The organism is Thermopolyspora sp. NPDC052614, from assembly GCF_040678635.1.
Taxonomy (GTDB): Bacteria; Actinomycetota; Actinomycetes; order Streptosporangiales; family Streptosporangiaceae; genus Thermopolyspora.
Window position 1 is genome coordinate 145262 of sequence record NZ_JBFATZ010000007.1, and the last position, 21060, is coordinate 166321.

Annotated in this window: 16 protein-coding genes; 12 read left to right on the forward strand and 4 right to left on the reverse strand. The window is 71.6% G+C overall.

Annotated elements, in window-relative coordinates:
• Nucleotides 1-507: 507 nt before the first annotated feature.
• The 4 genes from AB0K60_RS17470 to AB0K60_RS17485 all read left to right on the forward strand — a co-directional run bounded on the left by AB0K60_RS17470 (nucleotide 508) and on the right by AB0K60_RS17485 (nucleotide 5557).
• The gene (locus tag AB0K60_RS17470; RefSeq protein WP_364055201.1) at nucleotides 508-2106 is read left to right on the forward strand and encodes an ABC-F family ATP-binding cassette domain-containing protein; all 1599 of its coding nucleotides are present in this window, start codon (nucleotides 508-510) and stop codon (nucleotides 2104-2106) included.
• A 114-nt stretch (nucleotides 2107-2220) separates the two neighbouring features.
• A complete protein-coding gene (locus AB0K60_RS17475; protein ID WP_093173121.1) occupies nucleotides 2221-2436 on the forward strand; it encodes a helix-turn-helix domain-containing protein in 216 nt (71 codons plus the stop codon).
• Nucleotides 2437-2642: 206 nt separating this feature from the next.
• Nucleotides 2643-3479 carry an enoyl-CoA hydratase/isomerase family protein gene (locus AB0K60_RS17480; protein ID WP_364055205.1) on the forward strand — a complete coding sequence of 279 codons (837 nt, stop codon included), beginning with the start codon at nucleotides 2643-2645 and terminating at the stop codon, nucleotides 3477-3479.
• 203 nt (nucleotides 3480-3682) lie between these two features.
• Nucleotides 3683-5557, forward strand: coding sequence for an ABC transporter ATP-binding protein (locus AB0K60_RS17485; RefSeq protein ID WP_364055208.1), 1875 nt, complete (start codon nucleotides 3683-3685; stop codon nucleotides 5555-5557).
• Nucleotides 5558-5613: 56 nt separating this feature from the next.
• On the opposite strand, the gene AB0K60_RS17490 is transcribed toward AB0K60_RS17485, so the two are convergent.
• The gene (locus AB0K60_RS17490) at nucleotides 5614-6510 is read right to left on the reverse strand and encodes a sulfotransferase (protein WP_364055211.1); all 897 of its coding nucleotides are present in this window, start codon (nucleotides 6508-6510) and stop codon (nucleotides 5614-5616) included.
• Nucleotides 6511-6541: 31 nt separating this feature from the next.
• Between AB0K60_RS17490 and AB0K60_RS17495 the strand changes: the two genes are divergently transcribed.
• From AB0K60_RS17495 to AB0K60_RS17510, 4 genes are all read left to right on the forward strand, one after another.
• Entirely contained in the window at nucleotides 6542-7303 is a 762-nt protein-coding gene (locus tag AB0K60_RS17495) for a Sir2 family NAD-dependent protein deacetylase (protein ID WP_364055214.1), read from the forward strand.
• Between the two features lie 103 nt (nucleotides 7304-7406).
• Nucleotides 7407-8375 carry an LD-carboxypeptidase gene (locus AB0K60_RS17500; protein WP_364055217.1) on the forward strand — a complete coding sequence of 323 codons (969 nt, stop codon included), beginning with the start codon at nucleotides 7407-7409 and terminating at the stop codon, nucleotides 8373-8375.
• Nucleotides 8376-8599: 224 nt separating this feature from the next.
• Nucleotides 8600-9529, forward strand: coding sequence for a hypothetical protein (locus AB0K60_RS17505; protein WP_364055220.1), 930 nt, complete (start codon nucleotides 8600-8602; stop codon nucleotides 9527-9529).
• A 264-nt stretch (nucleotides 9530-9793) separates the two neighbouring features.
• On the forward strand, nucleotides 9794-11065 hold the full coding sequence (locus tag AB0K60_RS17510; RefSeq protein ID WP_364055223.1) for a helix-turn-helix transcriptional regulator: 1272 nt from the start codon (nucleotides 9794-9796) through the stop codon (nucleotides 11063-11065).
• A gap of 109 nt (nucleotides 11066-11174) precedes the next feature.
• On the opposite strand, the gene AB0K60_RS17515 is transcribed toward AB0K60_RS17510, so the two are convergent.
• Nucleotides 11175-12956: a glycoside hydrolase family 15 protein gene (locus AB0K60_RS17515; protein ID WP_364055226.1), complete on the reverse strand. Its 1782-nt coding sequence runs from the start codon at nucleotides 12954-12956 to the stop codon at nucleotides 11175-11177.
• A gap of 286 nt (nucleotides 12957-13242) precedes the next feature.
• On the opposite strand from AB0K60_RS17515, the gene AB0K60_RS17520 reads away from it, so the two are divergent.
• The 3 genes from AB0K60_RS17520 (at nucleotide 13243) to AB0K60_RS17530 (ending at nucleotide 16302) form a co-directional block, all read left to right on the forward strand.
• The gene (locus AB0K60_RS17520; RefSeq protein ID WP_364055229.1) at nucleotides 13243-15084 is read left to right on the forward strand and encodes an AMP-dependent synthetase/ligase; all 1842 of its coding nucleotides are present in this window, start codon (nucleotides 13243-13245) and stop codon (nucleotides 15082-15084) included.
• A 152-nt stretch (nucleotides 15085-15236) separates the two neighbouring features.
• Nucleotides 15237-16109, forward strand: a complete 873-nt coding sequence (locus AB0K60_RS17525) for a hypothetical protein (protein ID WP_364055232.1) — start codon at nucleotides 15237-15239, stop codon at nucleotides 16107-16109.
• Nucleotides 16110-16167: 58 nt separating this feature from the next.
• Nucleotides 16168-16302 carry a hypothetical protein gene (locus AB0K60_RS17530; RefSeq protein WP_364055235.1) on the forward strand — a complete coding sequence of 45 codons (135 nt, stop codon included), beginning with the start codon at nucleotides 16168-16170 and terminating at the stop codon, nucleotides 16300-16302.
• Nucleotides 16303-16324: 22 nt separating this feature from the next.
• Here AB0K60_RS17530 and AB0K60_RS17535 read toward each other — a convergent pair whose 3' ends face one another.
• Both AB0K60_RS17535 and AB0K60_RS17540 read right to left on the reverse strand, forming a co-directional pair.
• A complete protein-coding gene (locus tag AB0K60_RS17535; RefSeq protein WP_364055238.1) occupies nucleotides 16325-17032 on the reverse strand; it encodes a hypothetical protein in 708 nt (235 codons plus the stop codon).
• Between the two features lie 241 nt (nucleotides 17033-17273).
• Nucleotides 17274-18842: an alpha/beta hydrolase gene (locus tag AB0K60_RS17540; RefSeq protein WP_364055241.1), complete on the reverse strand. Its 1569-nt coding sequence runs from the start codon at nucleotides 18840-18842 to the stop codon at nucleotides 17274-17276.
• Nucleotides 18843-19149: 307 nt separating this feature from the next.
• On the opposite strand from AB0K60_RS17540, the gene AB0K60_RS17545 reads away from it, so the two are divergent.
• Nucleotides 19150-20853, forward strand: a complete 1704-nt coding sequence (locus AB0K60_RS17545; protein ID WP_364055244.1) for a DEAD/DEAH box helicase — start codon at nucleotides 19150-19152, stop codon at nucleotides 20851-20853.
• Nucleotides 20854-21060 lie beyond the last annotated feature (207 nt).

Sequence of the window (21060 nt, forward strand, 5' to 3'; positions counted from 1 at the left end):
GGTACGGACCGGCGATGGGGGCGATCGAGAGGAGACGGGCCGAGCGGGGCGGAAACGACACGACCGGCGGGGTCGCCGAGGTGGTCCGATTCGTGGCGGCGGGCGGTGCCGTGGCCGAGTGTCACGTGCCGTTTCTGCCGCTTCCGGCTTTGTGACGCGGCAGGGACCGGCGATGGGGGCGATCGAGAGGAGACGGGCCGAGCGGGGCGGAAACGACACGACCGGCGGGGTCGCCGAGGTGGTCCGATTCGTGGCGGCGGACGGCGCCGTGGCCGAGTGCCACGGGCCGTTTCCGCCGTTTTCGCCCGGCCGTGGGGATCGCCTCTCGATCACATCGCGCCGGGCCGGGGCAGGGACGAAGACGTGCGGGTGCGTGCCGTCGCGGGACGACTTCGGGGCGTTCCGGGCCGTACACTGATCGGTATGCGCACTCCCGACTGATCGGCGTTCCGGTTCCCTCCTTCCTCGGCCTCTTCGTTTCCCCTGCCCGGGAGTGTTCACCTCACCATGATCATCGCTTCTGACATCGAACTGCGCGCGGGTTCGCGCCTGCTCATCGAGCACGCCACCTTCCGGGTCAACCCCGGCGACCGCATCGGCCTGGTCGGCCGCAACGGCGCGGGCAAGACCACGTTGTGCCGGGTGCTGGCCGGCGAGGGCATCCCGGCGGCCGGGAGCGTGACGGTCGCCGGCACGGTGGGCTATCTGCCCCAGGACCCCCGTACCGGGGACCTCGACGTGCTCGCCCGCGACCGTATCCTGTCCGCTCGGGGCCTCGACGAGGTGCTGCGCGAGATGCGCGAGACCGAGGAGGCGATGGCCGCGGGCGACAGCCGTACCCGGGATCGCGCGGTCCGGGCGTACGGCCGGCTGGAGGACCGCCTGCACGTGCTGGGCGGTTACGCGGCCGAGTCGGAGGCGGCGTCGATCGCCTCCAGCCTGGGGCTGCCCGACCGGGTGCTCACGCAGCCGCTGCGCACCCTGTCCGGCGGGCAGCGCCGCCGGGTGGAGCTGGCCCGGATCCTGTTCAGCGGAGCCGAGACCCTGCTGCTCGACGAGCCGACAAACCACCTCGATGCCGACTCGATCGGGTGGCTTCGTGATTTTTTGCGCTCTCATCAGGGCGGATTGGTGATCATCAGCCACGACGTCGGGCTGCTTGAAGCCACGGTCAACCGCGTGCTGCACCTGGACGCCAACCGCCAGGTGATCGACGTCTACAACGTCGGCTGGAAGGCCTATCTGGACCAGCGGGAGACCGACGAGCGGCGGCGCAAGCGCGAGCGCGCCAACGCCGAGAAGCAGGCCTCCGCGCTGCTCGCCCAGGCCGACCGCATGCGCGCCAAGGCCACCAAGGCCAAGGCCGCCCAGGACATGGAGCGCCGCGCCAAGCGCCTGCTGGCCGGGCTCGGCGAGGAGCGCCGCGCCGACAAGGTCGCCAGGCTGCGCTTCCCGTCGCCCGCGCCGTGTGGGCGCACGCCGCTGCAGGCGATCGGCCTGTCCAAGTCGTACGGCTCGCTGGAGGTCTTCACCGGCGTCGACGCGGCCGTGGACCGGGGCAGCCGAGTGGTCATCCTCGGCCTCAACGGCGCCGGCAAGACGACCCTGCTGCGCCTGCTCGGCGGCCTGGAGCCGCCCGACAGCGGTGAGATCATCCGGGGCCACGGCCTGAAGCTCGGCTACTACGCGCAGGAGCACGAGACGCTCGACCCGGACCGCACGGTCCTGGAGAACATGCGCTCGGCGGGGCCCGACGTGCCCGACGTGGACCTGCGCAAGGTGCTCGGCTCGTTCCTGTTCAGCGGCGACGACGCCGACAAACCGGCGGGCGTGCTGTCGGGCGGTGAGAAGACCCGGCTGGCCCTCGCGACCCTCGTGCTGTCGAGCGCGAACGTGTTACTCCTGGACGAACCGACCAACAACCTAGATCCAGTGAGCCGGGATCAGGTACTTTCTGCACTTAGGTCCTATTCTGGGGCAATCGTACTAGTTACGCACGATGAAGGTGCCGTTGAGGCCCTGCGACCGGATAGAGTGATCTTGCTGCCGGACGGAGTTGAAGACGCGTGGAGCGATGAATTTTCCGATCTTGTGGCACTTGCCTGATCTCAATTTTATCGGGTACGGATCTTTTCCCGTCGAGTGGGTAGCCGATCCGGCCGAAATGACTGATCATGGCGTGAGTAACGCTGCGGAAGTCTGGCACTACAGGAGGTACTCGTGGCCGAGACTCTGAAGAAAGGCACCCGGGTGACCGGTGCCGACCGCGAAAAACTGGCCGCCGATCTCAAGAAGCGCTACGCCGCGGGTGAGTCCATCCGGGCGCTGGCCGCTTCCACCGGCCGGTCGTACGGGTTCATCCACCGCATCCTCAGCGAGTCCGGCGTGACTCTGCGGGGGCGCGGCGGGGCGACCCGAGGCAAGTCCAAGCGCTAAAGCCGCCAGGAACGCGCGACCGCAGCAGCTCCTCCATCCCCGTCCACGCCGTCCCGCCCGAGTCGCTAGAACCTGATTCTGTAGGAATCGGTAGGCTCGGGCGTGACGAGGGCCCGGAGCGAGGTCCTCACCGGGTAGCCCGGTCGGCGGTCTGATCGGGAGACCGGTCAGGGGAGAGGGACCTGGACAGGCGGATGGAGCGGCCGATGACGGAAGCGATACTTGGGGGGAGCGCGGAGGTCTCCGCGACACGGCTCGCGGAGATCGGACTGCGATTCGAGATGGACGGCGCGATCGCGACGATCACGCTGGACCGGCCGGAAAAGCGCAACGCGCAGACGTTCGCGACATGGTCGGCTCTGGCCACGATCGGGGAGAACCTGCCGGAGGGGGTTCGCATCGTCGTGATCCGAGGTGAGGGGCCGTCCTTCTCGTCGGGCCTCGACCTGGGCATGTTCGGGCCGCAGGGGGGTGACGAGGCGAAGCGGGGAGGGGAATCGCTCGCCTCGCTCGCCACCGCCGACGACTCGACCATGGAACGGCGCATCGCCGAGGCCCAGAGGGGGTTCCTGTGGCTGCGGCGACCTGAGATCGTCTCGATCGCCGCGGTTCAGGGCCACGCGATCGGCGCGGGCTTCCAGCTCGCGCTCGCCTGTGACCTGCGGGTGCTGGCCGACGACGCCAAGCTGTGCATGAAGGAGCCCGCCCTGGGCCTGGTCCCCGACCTGACCGGCACCAAGCCGCTGGTCGACATCGTCGGGGTGCCCAGGGCCATCGAGATGTGCCTGACCGCGCGCACCGTCCACGCGGAGGAGGCGGCGCGGCTCGGCCTCGCCGAGCTGGTGGTGCCCCGGGCCGAACTCGACCGGGCGGTGGCCGACCTCGCCGCCGCCCTGCTCGCCACCGACCGGGGTGCCGCCGCCGCCACCAAACGGCTGCTCCAGGGCGCACCGGACCGGACCCTCGACGAGCAGGCCGCCGCGGAGCGCCACGAGCAGGCCATCCGCATCAGGACCCTGTTCGCCGCCATGAACGGCGGCTGACGCCCGCGTCTCACGAGCGCCCGGCGGGAGGCGGTCTCGCCGCCCGCTCGGGCGCATCGGCCTGCCGGTGGCGGATCCGGCAGGACCCCGCGCGTCACATCGCGCGTCACATCGCGAGTCTGGCGGCGTTCGCCGGTAGCGGAGCGCGGAATCACCGGCCGGGGCGCGGCGCTGCACCGCGGTGAGATGAAGGAAAGGCTGTCATGACGCTGATGGGCGGGGGCTACAGCCCCATGGTGATGAGGTCGCTTCGACGGGACAGTTCCGTCACCAAGGAGCGGCTCTCGCCGGGCATCGTCTGGCGCATCGCCCGCTACGCCCGGCCGTACCGGATGCAGATCGCCGCCTACCTCGCGCTGGTGGTGCTCGACGCGGGGGTGGTGGTCGCCAACCCGCTGCTGCTGAAGGCGATCATCGACCAGGGCATCACCGCCCGGCGGACCGGCGTCGTGATCGGCCTCGCCGTCGCCGTCGCCGCGCTCGCCGTGGTGGACGCCGGGCTCACCCTCGCCCAGCGCTGGTTCTCCTCGCGGATCGGCGAGGGGCTCATCTACGACCTGCGCACCGAGGTCTTCGACCACGTCCAGCGCATGCCCGTGGCCTTCTTCATGCGCGCCCAGACGGGAGCGCTGGTCTCCCGGCTCAACAGCGACGTGATCGGCGCCCAGCGGGCGCTCACCAGCACGCTGTCGTCGGTGGTCTCCAACGTGGTCACCCTGGCCCTCGTGCTGGGCACGATGCTGGTGCTGTCCTGGCAGGTCACCCTGGTCGCGCTGGTGCTGCTGCCGGTGTTCATCCTCCCCGCCAAATGGGTCGGCCGGCGCATGTCCGGGCTGAGCCGCGAGCAGATGGAGCTCGACGCCCAGATGAGCTCGGTGATGACCGAGCGCTTCAACGTCGCCGGCGCGATGGTCGCCAAGCTGTACGGCAGGCCCGCCGAGGAGGCCGAGCACTTCGCCGAGCGCGCCGCGCGGGTGCGCGACGTCGGCGTGACCGTCGGCATGTACGGAGCGTTCTTCCGCATCGCCCTCGGCCTGGTGGCGGCCATGGCGACCGCCCTGGTGTACGGCGTCGGCGGCGCGCTCGTGGTCAGCGGCGCGTTCCAGCTCGGCACCCTGGTCGCCCTCGCGGCCATCCTGATGCGCCTGTACGGCCCGCTGACCAGCCTGTCGAACGTGCACGTGGACGTGATGACGGCCCTGGTGAGCTTCGACCGCGTCTTCGAGGTGCTCGACCTCAAGCCGATGGTCGCCGAGAGGCCGGACGCCGAGCCGATCCCCGACGGCCCGGTGACGATCGAGTTCGACGACGTGCGGTTCCGCTACCCGGCGGCGTCGGAGGTGTCACTGGCCTCGCTGGAGTCGATCGCCCGCCCCGACACCGGGCCCGGCCAGGAGGTGCTGTCGGGGGTGTCGTTCACCGCCCGGCCCGGCGAGCTGATCGCGCTCGTCGGCCACTCGGGCGCGGGCAAGACGACCATCACCGCCCTGGTGTCGCGCCTGTACGACGTGACCGAGGGAGCCGTGCGCCTCAACGGCCGGGACGTGCGCGACGCCACCATGGCGTCGCTGCGCGAGACGATCGGCGTGGTGACGCAGGACGCCCACCTGTTCCACGACACGATCGGGGCCAACCTGCGCTACGCCCGCCCCGGCGCCACCGACGAGGAGATCTGGGAGGCGCTGCGCGCCGCGCACATCGCCGACCTGGTCGCGGCGCTGCCCGAGGGCCTGGACACCGTGGTCGGCGACCGCGGCTACCGCCTGTCCGGCGGCGAGAAGCAGCGCATCGCCCTGGCCCGGCTGCTGCTGAAGGCCCCCCGCGTGGTCGTGCTCGACGAGGCCACCGCGCACCTGGACTCCGAGTCCGAGGCGGCCGTGCAGAAGGCCCTGAAGGCCGCCCTGAGCGGCCGGACGTCCCTGGTGATCGCCCACCGCCTCTCCACGATCCGGGAGGCCGACACGATCCTCGTCGTCGACGACGGCCGCGTCGTGGAACGCGGCACCCACGAGGACCTGCTCGCCAAGGGCGGCGCCTACGCCGAGCTGTACCGCACCCAGTTCGAGCACCAGAGCTGACGCGTGCCGGGTGGCGCTGTGATCCACGGCGATGGGCGGCGATCGGCGGGCGCCGGTCAGGAGGCGGGCTGCAGGTAGCCGAGGCGGGTCAGCTCCTCGCGGGCGACCTTCTCCACGAGCTTGCGGTCCTCGGGCTTGAGCCGCTCGCGCCAGGAACCGGGGCGGGGCGCGCCGGTGAGCAGGGCGACCTTGGAGACGCGGGTCCCGAGGAAGCCGGAGATGGCCTCGGCCGTGTCGCCCGGGGAGGCGACCATGTCCTCGAAGCGCACGGTGAGCAACTGCTCCCGGGGCAGCTCGCGGCGCAGGGCCGCGCTGAGCCGTACGGCGCTGCGCCAGCGCAGGGCGCACTTGCCCGCAGCGGGCATCTGCTGCCACTTGTCCCGGTGTTTGCCGGAGTTGATGCCGAGGAACGGGTTGGGAAACTCGGCCTCCTCGCCGAGCATGCCGGGCCGGAACCATGTCATGCAGGAGGGGTCGGCGAGCATGTCGGCGGCCACGTCCCGGCCGTCGCGGATCACCTGCACGAATCGCGCGTCGGGAAACGCCTGCAGCAGCACCGGCGCGGTGTAGAGCAGATCGGGGTTCGCGTCGCCGAACCGGGTGATTTCGGCCGGCGTGGTACACAGCGTGGCGCCGACCACGCCCCCGGCCTCCCGGCACGCGGGCGGGCACTCGGCGCACGCCCCCGGCACGAGCTGCCACGCCTCGGCGAACACGTCGCGCATCACCCGCGCGGGCCCGCCGGCCTGTCCCCGCATGATCGACGGCCGCCGCGCGAAGGCGTACACCACCCGCGACACATCGGGCCGTCCCATCGTCAAGTGCATGCCCGGAGACCGTTTCAGGGCGCGCCCGATCAGGTCCGCGCCGGAGTGCGGGGCCGACAGCACGAACACCGGATGACGGACCTTGACGCCGTTCACCACGAGGATGATGTGGGTCGGAGGTCGCATAGATGAGGCCAAGTCTGACACCCTTTGCGACGTGAACGAACCGGCCACGCCTCTGGCGTCGTGGGCGCCAACCATCACATCGGTAACGGTACTCACTGGAGCGGGCATTTCCACAGATTCAGGAATACCGGACTTCCGAGGTCCGCAGGGAGTCTGGACCAAGGATCCGGCGGCTCAGGCCCTGTTCACCCTCGACACCTACCTCGCCGACCCCGACGTACGGCGCCGCGCCTGGCTGGCCCGCCGCGACCACCCGGCCTGGCACGCCATGCCCAACGTCGGCCACCGGGCGCTGGTCGATCTGGAGCGCGCCGGACGGCTGCGGGCGATCGTCACCCAGAACATCGACGGACTGCACCAGCGCGCCGGCTCGTCGCCGGAGAAGGTGATCGAGGTACACGGGACCATGTTCACGGTCGAGTGTCTGTCGTGTCAGGCGCACACGCCGATGCGCGAGGTGCTCGACCGCGTCGACGCCGGCGAGGAGGACCCGCGCTGCGCCGCCTGCGGCGGCATCCAGAAGGCCGCCACGATCTCCTTCGGCCAGGCGCTGCGCCCGGAGGTGCTGAGCGCCGCCGTCGCCGCCGGCCGCGACTGCGACCTGTTCGTCGCCGTCGGCTCCTCGCTGACCGTGCACCCGGCGGCGGGCCTGTGCCTGGAGGCCGTGAACGCCGGCGCGCGCCTGGCCATCCTCAACGCCGAGCCCACCCCGTACGACGCGTACGCCGACCTGGTGCTCGACGAGCCCATCGCCACGTCCCTGCCCCTCCTCGTCGCGGCCCTGACGTCATGACCCGGTCAGGCGTCATGCCGCCTGACGGCATGACCCCGCAAGGCGCCATGCCGCCTGACGGCATGACCCCGCAGGCGGCGGCGCGGCAGATGAGAATGCCGATGTGAGGACAGAACCCGAGACGGCGAAGTCCACAACGCCGCAGCCCATGACCCCGGACCCCGAGGTGCCCGCCAGGCTGCGCCCCGGCGACACCGTGGCGCTCATCGCGCCCTCCGGACCCGTCGACCCGGAACGGTTCGCACGCGGCGCCGACGTCCTGACCGGCCTCGGCCTCAACGTGGTCACCGGCTCCGGCGTCTTTAACCGCGCCGGCTACCTCGCCGGACCCGACCGTGAACGCGCCCGCGACCTGCAGGAGGCCTGGTGCGACCCGGCCGTGTCGGCGGTGCTGTGCGCCCGCGGCGGCTACGGCGCGACCCGCCTGCTCGACCTGCTCGACTGGACCGCGATGCGGGCGGCCCGCCCCAAGATCCTGCACGGCTCCAGCGACGTCACCGCCCTGCACCGCGCCTTCGCCGACCGGCTCGGCGTCGCCACCAGTTTCGGCCCGATGCCCGCCTGCGCCACGATCAGCGATCCCGAGGGACCCGAGCCGCTCTCGCTCGCCGGTCTGCGCGCCGCGCTGTTCGACGGCGAGGAGCCCGCCGTCGTGCGGGGCACGCGGGTGCTCGTGCCCGGCAGGGCCCGCGGCCCGCTCACCGGCGGCAACCTCGCCCTCCTCGCCGCCCTGTGCGGCACGCCGTACGCGATGCGCGCGGCCGGGCGGATCGTGCTCCTGGAGGACGTGCGGGAGCATCCGTACCGCATCGACCGCATGGTCACCCAGCTCCTGCAGGCGGGCTGCCTGGAGGGCGCCGCCGGCATCGTGCTGGGTTCGTGGGTGGACTGCGGCGACCCGCTGCCGGTGCTGGCCGAACTGCTCAGCCCGCTCGGCGTCCCGGTGATCGTCGGCCTGCCCATCGGCCACGGAACGCCGCAACTCACGGTGTGGTTTGGGGCTGATGCGACGATTGATACAGAATCGTGCTCCCTGACTTCCTTGTTCCGCGACGAGCACCCGGCACTTTAGGCAAGAGTGGTTCCCGGAACGGTTTCGGAACGTCCCGGAACAGTCCGGCAACGTCCGGGAACGGTCCTAGAACGTCCGGGAGCATCCGGAACGTCCCGGGAGCACCGTCACCGGACTCGATCCGGCTTCCCGGGCGGGCTCCACGGCCTGCGAAGGACCTTTCCGGAATCCGTGATCGTTGCCCTTACCGAGGGCGGTGGTGGTCGAGCAGGGGGAGACGTACGGTGGGCTTGTTCCGGCGGCAGGACGATCGGCGGTCGCGCGCACGGCGGCGGCGCGCCGAGGAGGCCGACCTCGACTCGCTGCTCGCGCTGGTGGCCGAGACGCTCGGCTACGAGCACACCTTCGCCCGCGACGGCTCCTCGATGCTGCTCACCGGCCCCCGCACCATCACCGTGCGGCTCGTCGGCCTGCGCCGCGAGGCCGCCCGCCGCCCCCGCGAGGACTGGCCCGCCCTCGCCTCGGAACACCTGTCCCGCGCCGCGTCCGGCGACGCCCTCGACGTGTGCGACCTCGCCCAGGTCCGCCCCCTGCTGCGCACCCGCGTCCTGCTCGAGGACGACCTGTCCGCCAGCGGCCTCGGCGACCCCACCCGCCTGATCGGCCGCCACCTCACCCCCGAACTCGTCGAGATCCTCACGGTCGGCTACGGCGGCAAGGTCCGCCCGGTCCGCCCCGAGGAGGCCTTCTGCTGGCCGATCCCGCCCGGCCAGGCCCTCGACCTCGCCGTCGCCAACGCCCTCGCCGACGAACGCCTCACCGCCGCCCCCCTCGACCTCGGCGGCGTCACCGTCACCAAGCTCACCGGCTTCACCGCCGCGGCCGCCGCCCACCTCCACGGCCTCGACGCCTACCTACGCGTGCCCCGCGACGGCGTCCTGGTCGCCCTCCCGTACCCGGGCCAGCTCATCGCCCACCCGGTCGACGGCCTGAGCGTCGTCCGCGCCATCGAACGCATGCGCCTGTACGCCCACCGCGTCTACAGCGACCACCCCGAGGGCCTCAGCCCCCAGGTCTACTGGTGGCGCGACTCCCGCCTCACCCGCATCCCCGCCGAATTCACCCGCCACAAGGGCCAGGTCAAGCTCGTCGTCACCCCGCCCCCGGAGTTCGCCCGCCTCCTGGCCGCGATGGCCTCCCGCCGCCCGGCCTGACCCACCCGGGCCCCCGACAAGGCGGCCTTGCCCGCGACCCGTCGATCAATTCCATCCGGCACAGCGTCGCAGTCGCCGTTCGTCATCATCTGAGAACCGAACGCGATTTTCCGCCTTCGGTCGGGTGCGATCTCGTGTACGTTCATTCACGCATAGTCATCGGAGGGTAACGGCGCGGTCATCCACAGACTCGTCACCACAGGCGCGCCCTCCTTCGGCTCTGGTGGACGGGAGGCACATCGGATGCGGCGCATCTCCGAGTACGTGGACCCCAGCCGCTCGCCATGGCACCTGCTGGGCGCCGAACTGCGCCACTGGCGCGAGAAGGTGCTCGGGCTGAGCATGCGCGAGGTGGGCAAGCAGGCGTTCTGCGACGACGGTGACCTGTCGAAATGGGAACGCGGCCTCACCCGCCCGCACGCCGACACCGTCCGACGCCTGGACGACATCTACGGCGCGGGTGGCCGTCTTGTAGCCCTGCACGCACTTGCGGTCGAGGTGGAGCGCCTGCGTACCCTGCCGAAGAAGGGCACTTCCACAGAGGAGGCCGCCACGGAACGCCGACAGCTTCTACGTCTCGCCGCCGTGAGCGCCGGAATCGGAACGCTCGGCATCTCCAGCGAATCGGTCCGCCAAATGATCGGCGCGTCATTCCACGACGACTTCCGCACCATCGCGAACTGGGAGTTGACCTGCGCCGACCACCTGTACGCGCTGCGCACCCGTCCTCCCGCGCAAGTGGCGGCGAACCTCGTCATGGACCTGTACGCCGTTCAAGCGCAGACGCGCTCGTCCTCGCCCGCTGACACGACCGAACTCCAGCGGGTGCTGGCGACGCTCTCGGTCATGCACGCCAACGCGCTGACCCGTTTGGGCGATCACGGCGCGGCGATCCGTTGGTGGCACACCGCGCGCCAAACCGCCGACGCCTCCGGCGATCTCGGCCTTCGGTTGCTCGTCAGAGCACAGGAGGCGGGTCACGGTCTGTACGGCCAACGCGATCCGGAAATGATCCTGCGCCTCGTCGAAAGCGCCGAGCAGATCGCAAAGCCCGACCAGCCCTGCCTTCAGTTGCTCACCACAAAGGCCAAAGCCCTATCGGTGCTCGGGAGGCACGATGAGGCGCGGCGCACGCTGGAAATCCTGCGTCGTGCGGCCGACAAGGACCCCGGCCCGGATTCGCTCGGCTTCTGGTACTGGAGGCCGGACCAGGTTCACTTCGCCGAGAGCTGGGTCTACGCCGCCGCGGGCGAGGAACGGAAAGCGGATACGGCCCGCGACCACGTACTCGGCACCGCACAGGACTATCAATACCGGGCGAACGTCCAACTGCATGACGCGATGTGCATGATTGTCAACGGCGGCGTGACCGAGGGAATGCACCGCGCGGCCTCGGTCATCGACGCAGTGCCTTCCGCCTACCGTAGCAACCACATCCTGGAGACAGGCCGACTCGTCCTCCAGACCGTACCCCTGCCCCAGCACGAACGCCCCGAGGTCACCGAGTTCCGGGAGTTGCTGTTCTCCTCTCCCTGACCCCGCGATCGTTCGCCCTCTCGCGGAGCTGGCGACTATCACCTGCCCGGCTGGGATGGGCGGACCCGCGCTGGGAGCCGGGACGCCCACCCCCGGACGCGGGTGATGGCTAGGCGAGGGCGTGGGCGGTGTGGATGAGGGGGACGTGGCTGAAGGCCTGGGGGAAGTTGCCGACGAGGCGGCCGTGGCGGGGGTCGTACTCCTCGGCGAGGAGGCCGACGTCGTTGCGGAGGGCGAGGAGGTGTTCGAACAGGTCGATGGCCTCCTGGCGGCGGCCGATGAGGGCGCGGGCCTCGGCGAGCCAGAAGCTGCAGGCGAGGAAGGCGCCCTCGCCGCCGGGGAGGCCGTCGACGGAGTTGTCGTCCGCCATGGGGTAGCGCAGGACGAAGCCGTCGGTCATGAGTTCGCGTTCGATGGCGTCGACGGTGCCGATGACGCGGGGGTCGTCGGGAGGGAGGAAGCCGGTCTGCGGGATGAGCAGGAGGGCGGCGTCGAGTTCGCGGGAGCCGTACGACTGGGTGAAGGTGTTGCGGGCGGGGTCGTAGCCCTTGGCGCAGATCTCGGCGTGGACTCGGTCGCGTAGTTCGCTCCAGCGGGCGGCGGGGCCGTTGCGGCCGAAGCGCTCGACCTGGCGGACGCCGCGGTCGAGGGCGACCCAGGCCATGAGCTTGGAGTGGACGAAGTGGCGGCGCGGGCCGCGCACCTCCCACAGGCCCTCGTCGGGCCGGTCCCAGTTGGACTCCAGGAAGTCCAGCAGCTCGCGCTGGATCGCCCAGGCTCGGTCGTCGGCGCTGAGGCCGTTGTCGCGGGCGAGGTAGAGGCAGTTCATGACCTCGCCGTAGACGTCGAGCTGGAGCTGGTCGACGGCGCCGTTGCCGATGCGGACCGGGCTGGAGTCCTCGTAGCCCGGAAGCCAGGAGAGCTCCAGTTCGGGGAGGCGGCGTTCGCCGGCCACGCCGTACATGATCTGGAGGTCCTGCGGGCGGCCCGCGATGGCGCGCAGCAGCCACTCGCGCCAGGACTTCGCCTCCTCCAGGAAGCCGGAGCGGATGAGCGCCTCCAGCGTCATCGTGGCGTCGCGCAGCCAGCAGTAGCGGTAGTCCCAGTTGCGTACGCCGCCGAGGTCCTCGGGCAGCGAGGTGGTGGGGGCGGCGACGATGCCGCCGGTGGGGGAGTAGGTGAGCGCCTTGAGCGTGATCAGCGAGCGGGCGACCGCGTCGCGCCAGCGGCCCTGGAACCGGAAGCGGCCGATCCACTCGGTCCACATGTGCTCGGTCTCGGCGAACTGGGCGGCGGGGTCGATCATCGGCGGCGCGGGCTCGTGGGAGGGGTGCCAGGTGAACACGAACGGCAGGCGCTGCCCGGCCGACACCCGGAACGTGGCGTGGTGGGCGTGGTCGCCGCCGGTGAGCGGCACGGGGGAGCGCAGCCACACCGAGTCGGGGCCGCCGATCGCGTGCAGCAGGCCGTTGGCGCGGCGCACCCACGGGACGATGCGCCCGTAGTCGAAGCGGATGCGGATGTGGGTGGCCATCTCGACCGTGCCCGACACGCCCTCGACGACCCGCACGATGTCGGGGTTGGCGTGCCGGGGCGGCATGAAGTCGGTGACGCGGACCGTGCCGCCCGGGGTGTCCCACTCGCTTTCGAGGATCAGCGTGTCGCCGCGGTAGCGCCGCCTCGTCGCGGGGCGGCCCGCCGCGTGATCGGGGCCCGCGCCCGGGTCGGCCGGGCCGATCCACCATCGGCCGTTGTTCTCGTCGCCGAGCAGGGCGGCGAAGCACGCCGGGGAGTCGAAACGGGGCAGGCACAGCCAGTCGACCGATCCGTCCCTGCCGACGAGGGCGGCCGACTGCATGTCGCCGATGAGCGCGTAGTCCTCGATCCGCATGGCGCGTACGCTACCGTCAGCCGCGCCGCCGCGGGGGTCGGCCGAGCGTGGAGCCGGGCCGTCGATGGGGCCTTCCGAAGCCCGGGGAAGACGATTTCCGGGGCGACGGAAGGGAATTCGACGGCATTCGACACTAAATGTGGCTGATGTTAGTTGTATGTCCGAAAACTGTGGTCGGTCTTCTCACGGCGTGACCCTTGTCCATAGTGAGCGCGGTGTGATGCGATGCCACTCATTCGAGGGGCTCACCACGGGTTTCCCAGGGGTTGACTGACTGGAGGGCATGATGGCCGACTCCCAAATCCTTGCGGAGCGGGCCGAGATCGAGCAGGAGATCGCCGGTCGCACCATCTGCGCACAGCTCGAAGAGACGGCCCGAAGCCATGCGGACGCACCGGCCTATTCCGATGCGGCCGACGGGGGCTGGCGCACCATGACCTACGCGGAAGCCCGCCAACGCGTGCTGGAGATCGCCGCGGGGCTGGCGGCCCTGGGCGTCGGACCCGGGGACGCGGTGGCCCTGATGATGGTCAACCGCAGCGAGCACGTGCTCGCCGACCTGGGCGCCGTGCACGCCGGGGCGCGGACGTGCTCGGTGTACAGCACCTTCGCCCCCGAGCAGGTCGCGTTCGTCGCCTCCGACGTCGGGGCCAAGGTCGCGGTGCTGGGCGGCAAGGCCGAGCTGGCGCGCTGGCAGCCGATCCTCGACGAGCTGACCGCGCTGGAGAAGGTCATCGTGCTGGAGGACTGCCCGGCGGGCGAGCCGTACCTGTCCTGGGACGACTTCCTGGCGCTCGGGCGCGAGCGGCTCGCCGCCGACCCGGACGGGGTCGAGGCGCGGTGGCGCGCGGTCAAGGCCGACGACGTGCTCACCGTGCTGTACACCTCCGGGACGACCGGCAACCCCAAGGGCGTGCCGCTCACCCACGGCAACATCTTCTTCGAGGTCGTCTCGACCGACCGGATGACGTCGCTGCCGTTCGGCGGGGCGCAGATCTCCTACCTGACCTACGCCCACATCGCCGAGCGCGTGCTCAGCCTGTACCTGCCCCTGTTCAAGGCCTCGCACATCCACTTCTGCACCGATCTCGCGCAGCTCGGCGGCACGCTCGGACAGGTCAAGCCGGTGCTGTTCTTCGGCGTGCCCCGGGTGTGGGAGAAGATCATGGCCCGGCTGCAGGCCATGCTCGCCACCCAGCCCGAGGAGCAGCAGGCGGCCGTGCACAAGGCGATGGCGGCCGGGCTCGCCTACATCGATTCCTGCCAGTACGGCAGGACGCCGACGCCCGAGGTCGAGGCGGCCTTCCAGGAGGCCGACGCCTCGCTGCTGTCGATCATCCGGTCCCTCATCGGCCTCGACCAGGCCCGCTGGGTCGTCACCGCCGCCGCCCCGATGCCGGGCGAGGTGCAGCGGTTCTTCGCCGGTCTCGGGCTCAAGGTCCTGGACGTGTACGGCATGACCGAGACGACCGGCGCGTTCACCGGCAACTCGGTCGACTGCTACAAGCTGGGCACCGTCGGCCGCGCCAACCCCGGCGTCGAGGTGCGCATCGCCGAGGACGGCGAGATTCTCACCCGCAGCCCGATCAACACGCGCGGCTACCTCAACCGGCCGGAGGCGACCGCCGATCTGCTCGACGACGACGGCTGGCTGCACACCGGCGACATCGGCTCGATCGACGAGGACGGCTTCGTCCGGGTCGTCGATCGCAAGAAGGAGCTCATCATCACCGCCGGGGGCGAGAACATCTCCCCGGCCAACATCGAGAACCTGCTCAAGGAGCATCCGCTCATCGGGCAGGCCCTCGCCTACGGTGACCGCCGGCCGTACCCGGTGGCGCTGCTCACCCTGGACGGCGAGGTCGCGCCCGGCTGGGCGCAGGCGCGGGGCATCGAGTTCACCTCGCTCGCGGCCCTCGCCGAGCACCCGGACGTGCTCAAGGAGGTCGAGGCGGCCGTCGCGGCGGCGAACGAGCGGCTCGCCCGGGTGCAGCAGGTCAAGCGGTGGCGGCTGCTGCCGGAGGAGTGGACCATCGACACCGAGGAGCTCACCCCCAGCCTCAAGCTCAAGCGCCGCGTCGTGCACGCCAAGTACGCCGAGGTGATCGCCTCCCTGTACGAGGAGTGAGCATTCCCTCTTCCGCCGCGGCCCCCGTGTCCGACGCGCTCCTTCTCCCGGTGCGCGCCTGACACGGGGGCCGCGGTCTTCGCGACCGTTCTGGCATGGATTTTGCGTGTCGGGACGCATGGCTTTGCCCGGCGCTCCCTACTGTCGCGATCATGAGAAGAGCGCATCTGATCGCGTCGTTGCTGGTCGTCGGGGGTACGGCGCTGGCGGTGCCCGGCGTGCCGCAGGCGTCGGGCCGCCCGGCCGCGCCGACGCGGCATCCAGGGCAGGCGCCGGGGGAGGCGTCCGGCGTGCTCCTCGGCGCGTACGGTCCGGCGATCCGGTCGGTGACCGTCATACCGCGCGATCCGGTGGTCCGCGCCAGGGGCGGGGTGGACCTCACCGTCGAGGTGGTCGCGCGCGGCGCGGCCGGGCCGGACGCGGTGACCGTCCGGGTGGAGCCCGGCCCGCCGCCGCCACCGCCGCCGTCGGCGCGCGGGTCGGGCGGCCCCCGGATGGCGACGCGGCCCGCGCGGTCGCTGCCCGCCGTGTCGGCGCCGCGATCCCTCGGAGGGGACAGGGGCGGATGGGAGACGTGGCGCTTCCGCGCGCCCGTGCGGCTCTCGCGCCTGTACCCGCCCGGCGTGTGGACGGTGGAGGCGCGGGTGCGCGGCACGTCGGGCCGTCAGGCGGTCGAGCACGAGACGTTCCTGCTGCGCGGCGTCACCCGCCTGCGCGACCTGCGCGTCACGCCGGAGCGGGCCAAGCAGGACGCCGTCCGGGTGAGCGGCAGGCTGACCCGGCTCGATCCCGCCGGGCTCAGCGGGCAGCGCGGCTTCCGGGGACGCCAGGTGGCGATCCAGCGTCTCGATCCGCGCACTGGGGCGTGGCGTACGGCCGCGTGGACGGTCACCGGGCGAGACGGCGAGTTCGCCGCGTCGGTTCCGGGGCGGGACGCCGTCCGCTGGCGGGTCGTGTACGAAGGCGACGACCGGCACGCGCCCGCGGACGGACGGGTGAGCCGCCGGGACGACTCCGCGCGCTGAGGATTCCCCGCCGGACGGCCGAACGCCCGGCCCCGCTCAGGGGACCGGGCGTTCGCGCGTGCTCGGCCTCGTCGGATTCGCCGCCCGACTAGTGGACGCGAGCCTGGGCCACGATCGCGGCCGCGCCTACGACGAGACGATCATCGCCCGCACCGCCGCCCTTCTCGTCCAGGCCCTGGGCGAGAGGACCTGACACGTTCACCGGACGAACGGCGTCACAGCCGGTCGCGGGCACGGACCTTGCGGCTGCGCGGCTTGTCCGCGGCTGGTTTGTCTGCGGCTGGTTTGTCCGCGGCTGGTTTGTCCGCGGCGGGCTTGACCTTGCCGGGCCGCACCGCGCCGCCGGGGCAGCGCACGTTCGGGTTCCAGGGCTCGAAGATGCCGTGCGGGTTGGGCTTGAAGATCCACACGTGCAGCGAGTAGTGGACCGGCATGCCGTCCTCCAGCGGAGGGAACGGCCCGTCGAACGACTTGCCGAACACCCGCGGCCGGTCGTGGGTGGTGGACAGGCGGCTGTCGTCGTCGTATTTGAGGTACTCGACCGCGCCGAGCCTCCGCCCGCCGTCCTTGCCGGGCACGTAGACGAGAATCTCCGGCCGGTACGGGTCGATTTTTGAATCCGCCGCCAGTCGCTTGTTGACGTAGTGGTATCCCATCGCGCCGAGGTGTTCGCCGCGCGGCCCCTCGAACGGAAACTGCTTGCACGAATCGGTGCGCGTGTATCCGTACCTCTCGGCGACCTTCGGGTCGTGGAAACGCCGCATCGCCGAACGCAGGGCGTCCTCCCAGGTCCGGTCCGCGGCGGCGCTGGGCTGGGCGTGCGCCGCAGACGGCGGCTTGACCAGCGCGGACGCGGTCGGAATCGATCCCGTCAGGGCGAGCCCGCAGGCGGCGGCCAGCGCTCCGGCAGTGATTATTCTCATGGCATCGCATCTTTCGGCCCGGCACGCCGTCACGTCATCGGCGAACCACCCTCTGGACGATCTTCTTTGTCAAACATGGGCCCTTCTTGATGCGCGTGAATAATCCGCCGAAGACGTTTCCAGCGGTATTCCGGATATAAGGGAAGGGGCCCCGGCACGGCCGGGGCCCCTTCACGGGAGCGATCGGAGCGGTGCCTCGGGAGCGTGCTAAAGGGGACTCCGAGGTGGAACAGGATGCCGGTCAGCGGCGGACGCGGACCTCCGGAACCTGCGGCGTCGCGCTCCGGGCCGCGGCGTTCGCCGCCGCCAGCGGCTCGGGGTCGGGCACCGGCGCGCACAGCGCGTCGGGGCCGGGCCGGCTCGCCGGCACCGTGCCGTCGGTCAGGTAGGCGGCCAGGTGTCCGTCGAGGCAGGCGTTGCCCGCCAGGGTGACGCCGTGGTTGCCGCCGCCGTCCTCGACGATGAGGCGGGAGGAGCGCAGCAGGCGGTGCATCTCGACCGCCCCCTGGTACGGCGTGGCCGCGTCCTTGGTGGACTGGATGATCAGCACCGGCGGCAGCCCGTGCCCGGAGATGCGCACCGGCCGCTCGGGCTTGGCCGGCCAGTAGAAGCACGGCGCGTTGAACCAGGTGTTGCCCCAGGTGAGGAACGGCGCGGTGCGGTGCAGGGTGGCGGCGTCACGGTGCCAGGTGGCCCAGCTGCGCGGCCAGGCGTTGTCGGTGCAGGAGGTGGCCAGGTAGAGCGCGTGACCGCTGTCGGAGTCGGTCGCGGCGAGCGCGCCGTACAGGAACACCAGGAAGTCCTCGCTGCCGGCCGCGTACTCCGCCAGCCCGGCGGCGAGGAAGGGCCACACGGAGTTGGCGTAGCCGCCGACCAGGAAGGTGTCGTCGAACTCGCTCGGCCCGACCTTGCCCCCGGCGGGCTTGGCCTTCAGCGCGGCGCGGATCTCGTAGTACTTCTTCTCCACCGCGTCCCCGGTCGTGCCGAGGTGGTAGACCGAGTCGTGCTTGGCGGTCCAGGCGAAGAAGTCCTTGGCGCGGGCGTCGAAGGCGCGGTTCTGGTCGAGGTTGTCGGCGTACCAGACGCCGCTCGGCCGTACGACGCTGTCCAGGACCAGGCGACGGACCCTGTTGGGGAACAGCGTGGCGTAGGTGGCGCCGAGGTAGGTGCCCCAGGAGTAGCCGAGGAAGTTGATCTGCTTCTGGCCCAGGGCCTTGCGGATGCTGTCCAGGTCGCGGGCGCTGTCCTCGGTGGTCATGTAGGGCAGCAGCCAGCCCAGCGCCTGGCCGCACTTGCGGGCGAAGTCCTTGGCGCGGGCCAGCCAGGCCTTCTCCTCGGCGAAGTTCGCCGGGACGTAGTCGGCGCGCACCGGGTCGTCGTAGCCGGAGCCGCAGTCGAGGCGGGGCTCGCTCGCCCCCGCGCCGCGCGGGTCGAACCCGATCAGGTCGTAGGCGCCCGACGCGGCCTCGGCGCCGCTGCCCGCGAACCAGGTGGGCATGGCCAGGCCGCTCGCGCCCGGGCCGCCGGGGTTGAGCAGCAGCACGCCCTGGTACTTGTCCGCGGAGACGGTGTGCGGCTTGCGGCTCAGCGCGATCTTGATCTTCTTGCCCCACGGGCGCCGGTAATCCAGCGGCACGGGGATCGAGGCGCACTCCAGCCCCTCCAGGGCGCCGGTGCAAGGGCTCCAGGCGATGGCGCTCGGCTTGGGGGCGGTGCTGTTCCGGCTCGGCGCCGCGTTGGCCGGTAAGCCTTGCAGCAGCACGCTCAGACCGGCTCCGGCGATGGCCAGTGTGGCGACGGTCTTCCTCATATGAGTCCCTTCGGTGCCCGCGGCCTCGTCGGTGAGACCGGCGTACAGCGTTGACGACTGTGATCTTTCAGATAAGGAAGACATAAGTCCGCTTTATCTATGGAGAGTTGTGAAACCGAAACTTCGGCTTTCAAGTGCGTTCGGCCGGCCCGCCGATCGCCGCCCGTTCCGGAGCCGCCGTGCCGGTGCGGGCGGGACGTGCGGGCCATGGCACCCCCCGAGGCGCGGAATGATAGATGTCTGCGGAGCCGGGCATCCGTGACATCGATGCCCTTGCGTGACCACGTCCGGAATGAGGAAACCGATCATGATCCCGAACGCGGCCGACGCCGGCGGATTCGCCGACCTTGGGCTGCGGCCCGAGCTGTTGCGCGCCATCGCCGGCCTCGGCTATGAGGAGCCCACGCCGATCCAGCGTGAGGCGATCCCGCCCCTGCTGGAGGGCCGCGACCTGCTCGGGCAGGCGGCGACCGGCACCGGCAAGACGGCCGCGTTCGCGCTCCCGCTGCTGGAGCGCCTGACCGGCGGCGGAGGCGGCGACCCGGTCGCGCTGGTGCTGGTGCCGACCCGCGAGCTCGCCATGCAGGTCTCCGAGGCCGTGCACAAGTACGGCAGGGATCTGGCGGCCCGCGTGCTGCCCATCTACGGCGGCCAGCCGATCGGCCGCCAGCTGCGGTCGCTGGAGCGCGGCGTCGACGTGGTGGTGGCCACCCCCGGCCGCGCCCTCGACCACCTCAACCGCGGCACCCTGCGCCTGGGCGACCTGGCCACGGTCGTGCTCGACGAGGCCGACGAGATGCTCGACATGGGCTTCGCCGACGACATCGAGGCGATCCTGCAGGAGACCCCGCCCGAGCGGCAGACGGTGCTGTTCTCCGCCACGATGCCGCCCCGCATCGAGGGCATCGCCCGCCAGCACCTGCGCGACCCCGTACGCATCCTCATCCACGCCCAGGAGGCCGCGCCCGGCGAGGCGCCGCAGGTGCGCGAGAGCGCCTACGTGGTCGCCCGGCCGCACAAGCCCGTCGCGCTCGGCCGCATCCTCGACGTCGAGGCCCCCACGGCCGCCCTGGTCTTCTGCCGCACCCGCGAGGAGGTCGACGCGCTCACCGAGAGCATGAACGGCCGTGGCTATCGGGCCGAGGCCCTGCACGGCGGCATGAGCCAGGAGCAGCGCGACCGGGTGATGGGACGGCTGCGCTCCGGCGTCGCCGACCTGCTCGTCGCCACCGACGTCGCCGCCCGCGGCCTGGACATCGAGCACCTCAGCCACGTCGTCAACTACAACGTGCCGTCCGCGCCCGAGGCGTACGTGCACCGGGTCGGCCGGGTGGGGCGGGCCGGGCGCGAGGGCGTGGCGATCACGCTCGCCGAGCCGCGCGAGCACCGCATGCTCAAGACCATCGAGCGGGTGACCAAGCGCCGCATCCCGGTGGAGAAGGTGCCGACCGTCGCCGACCTGCGCGCCCGCCGGCTGGAGCTGACCCGCGCGGCGCTGGAGGCGAGCCTGCTCGAGGACGACCTGGACGGCTTCCGCGTGGTCGTCGAGACGCTCGCCGACGAGTTCGACGTGATGGAGGTGGCGCTCGCCGCGGTGAAGCTCGCCCACGAGGCCGGCGGCGTCGCCGACGACGAGGAGGAGATCCCCGAGATCGCGCTGCGCCCCGAGCGCGACGGCAGGGACGGTCGCGACGGCAGGGACGGAAGGGACGGCCGCCGGGGCCGCCGGGACCAGACCGCGCAGGGGGAGCGCCGCCGCGGCCGGACCGGCGGCGGGATGACCCGCCTGTTCGTCGGGGCCGGCCGCAGCGCCCGCATCCGGCCGCAGGACCTGGTCGGCGCGATCGCCGGCGAGACCGGGCTGAGCGGGCGCGACATCGGCGCCATCGAGATCGCCGACCGGTTCTCCCTGGTCGAGGTCCCCGAGGCCGCCGCCAACGAGGTGATCAACGCGCTGCGCGGCACCACCATCAAGGGCCGCAAGGTCAACGTCCGCCGCGAGCGCTTCTGACGCGCTCCCCTCCCGCGCGACTCTCGCGAACCGCCGCGAAACCCCCGCGCCGAAGGCGTGAAGCCCGCGCGCGGGGGCAGTACTCCGGGACGCCGTGAGACCGGTCGTATGCCCGTCTCACGGCGGACTGGGCGGCGGTCATCGGGGTGGGGCCGCACATCCGGGCACGTCCGACCGGGGCCGCCGAACCGACGGTTCGACCGGCGC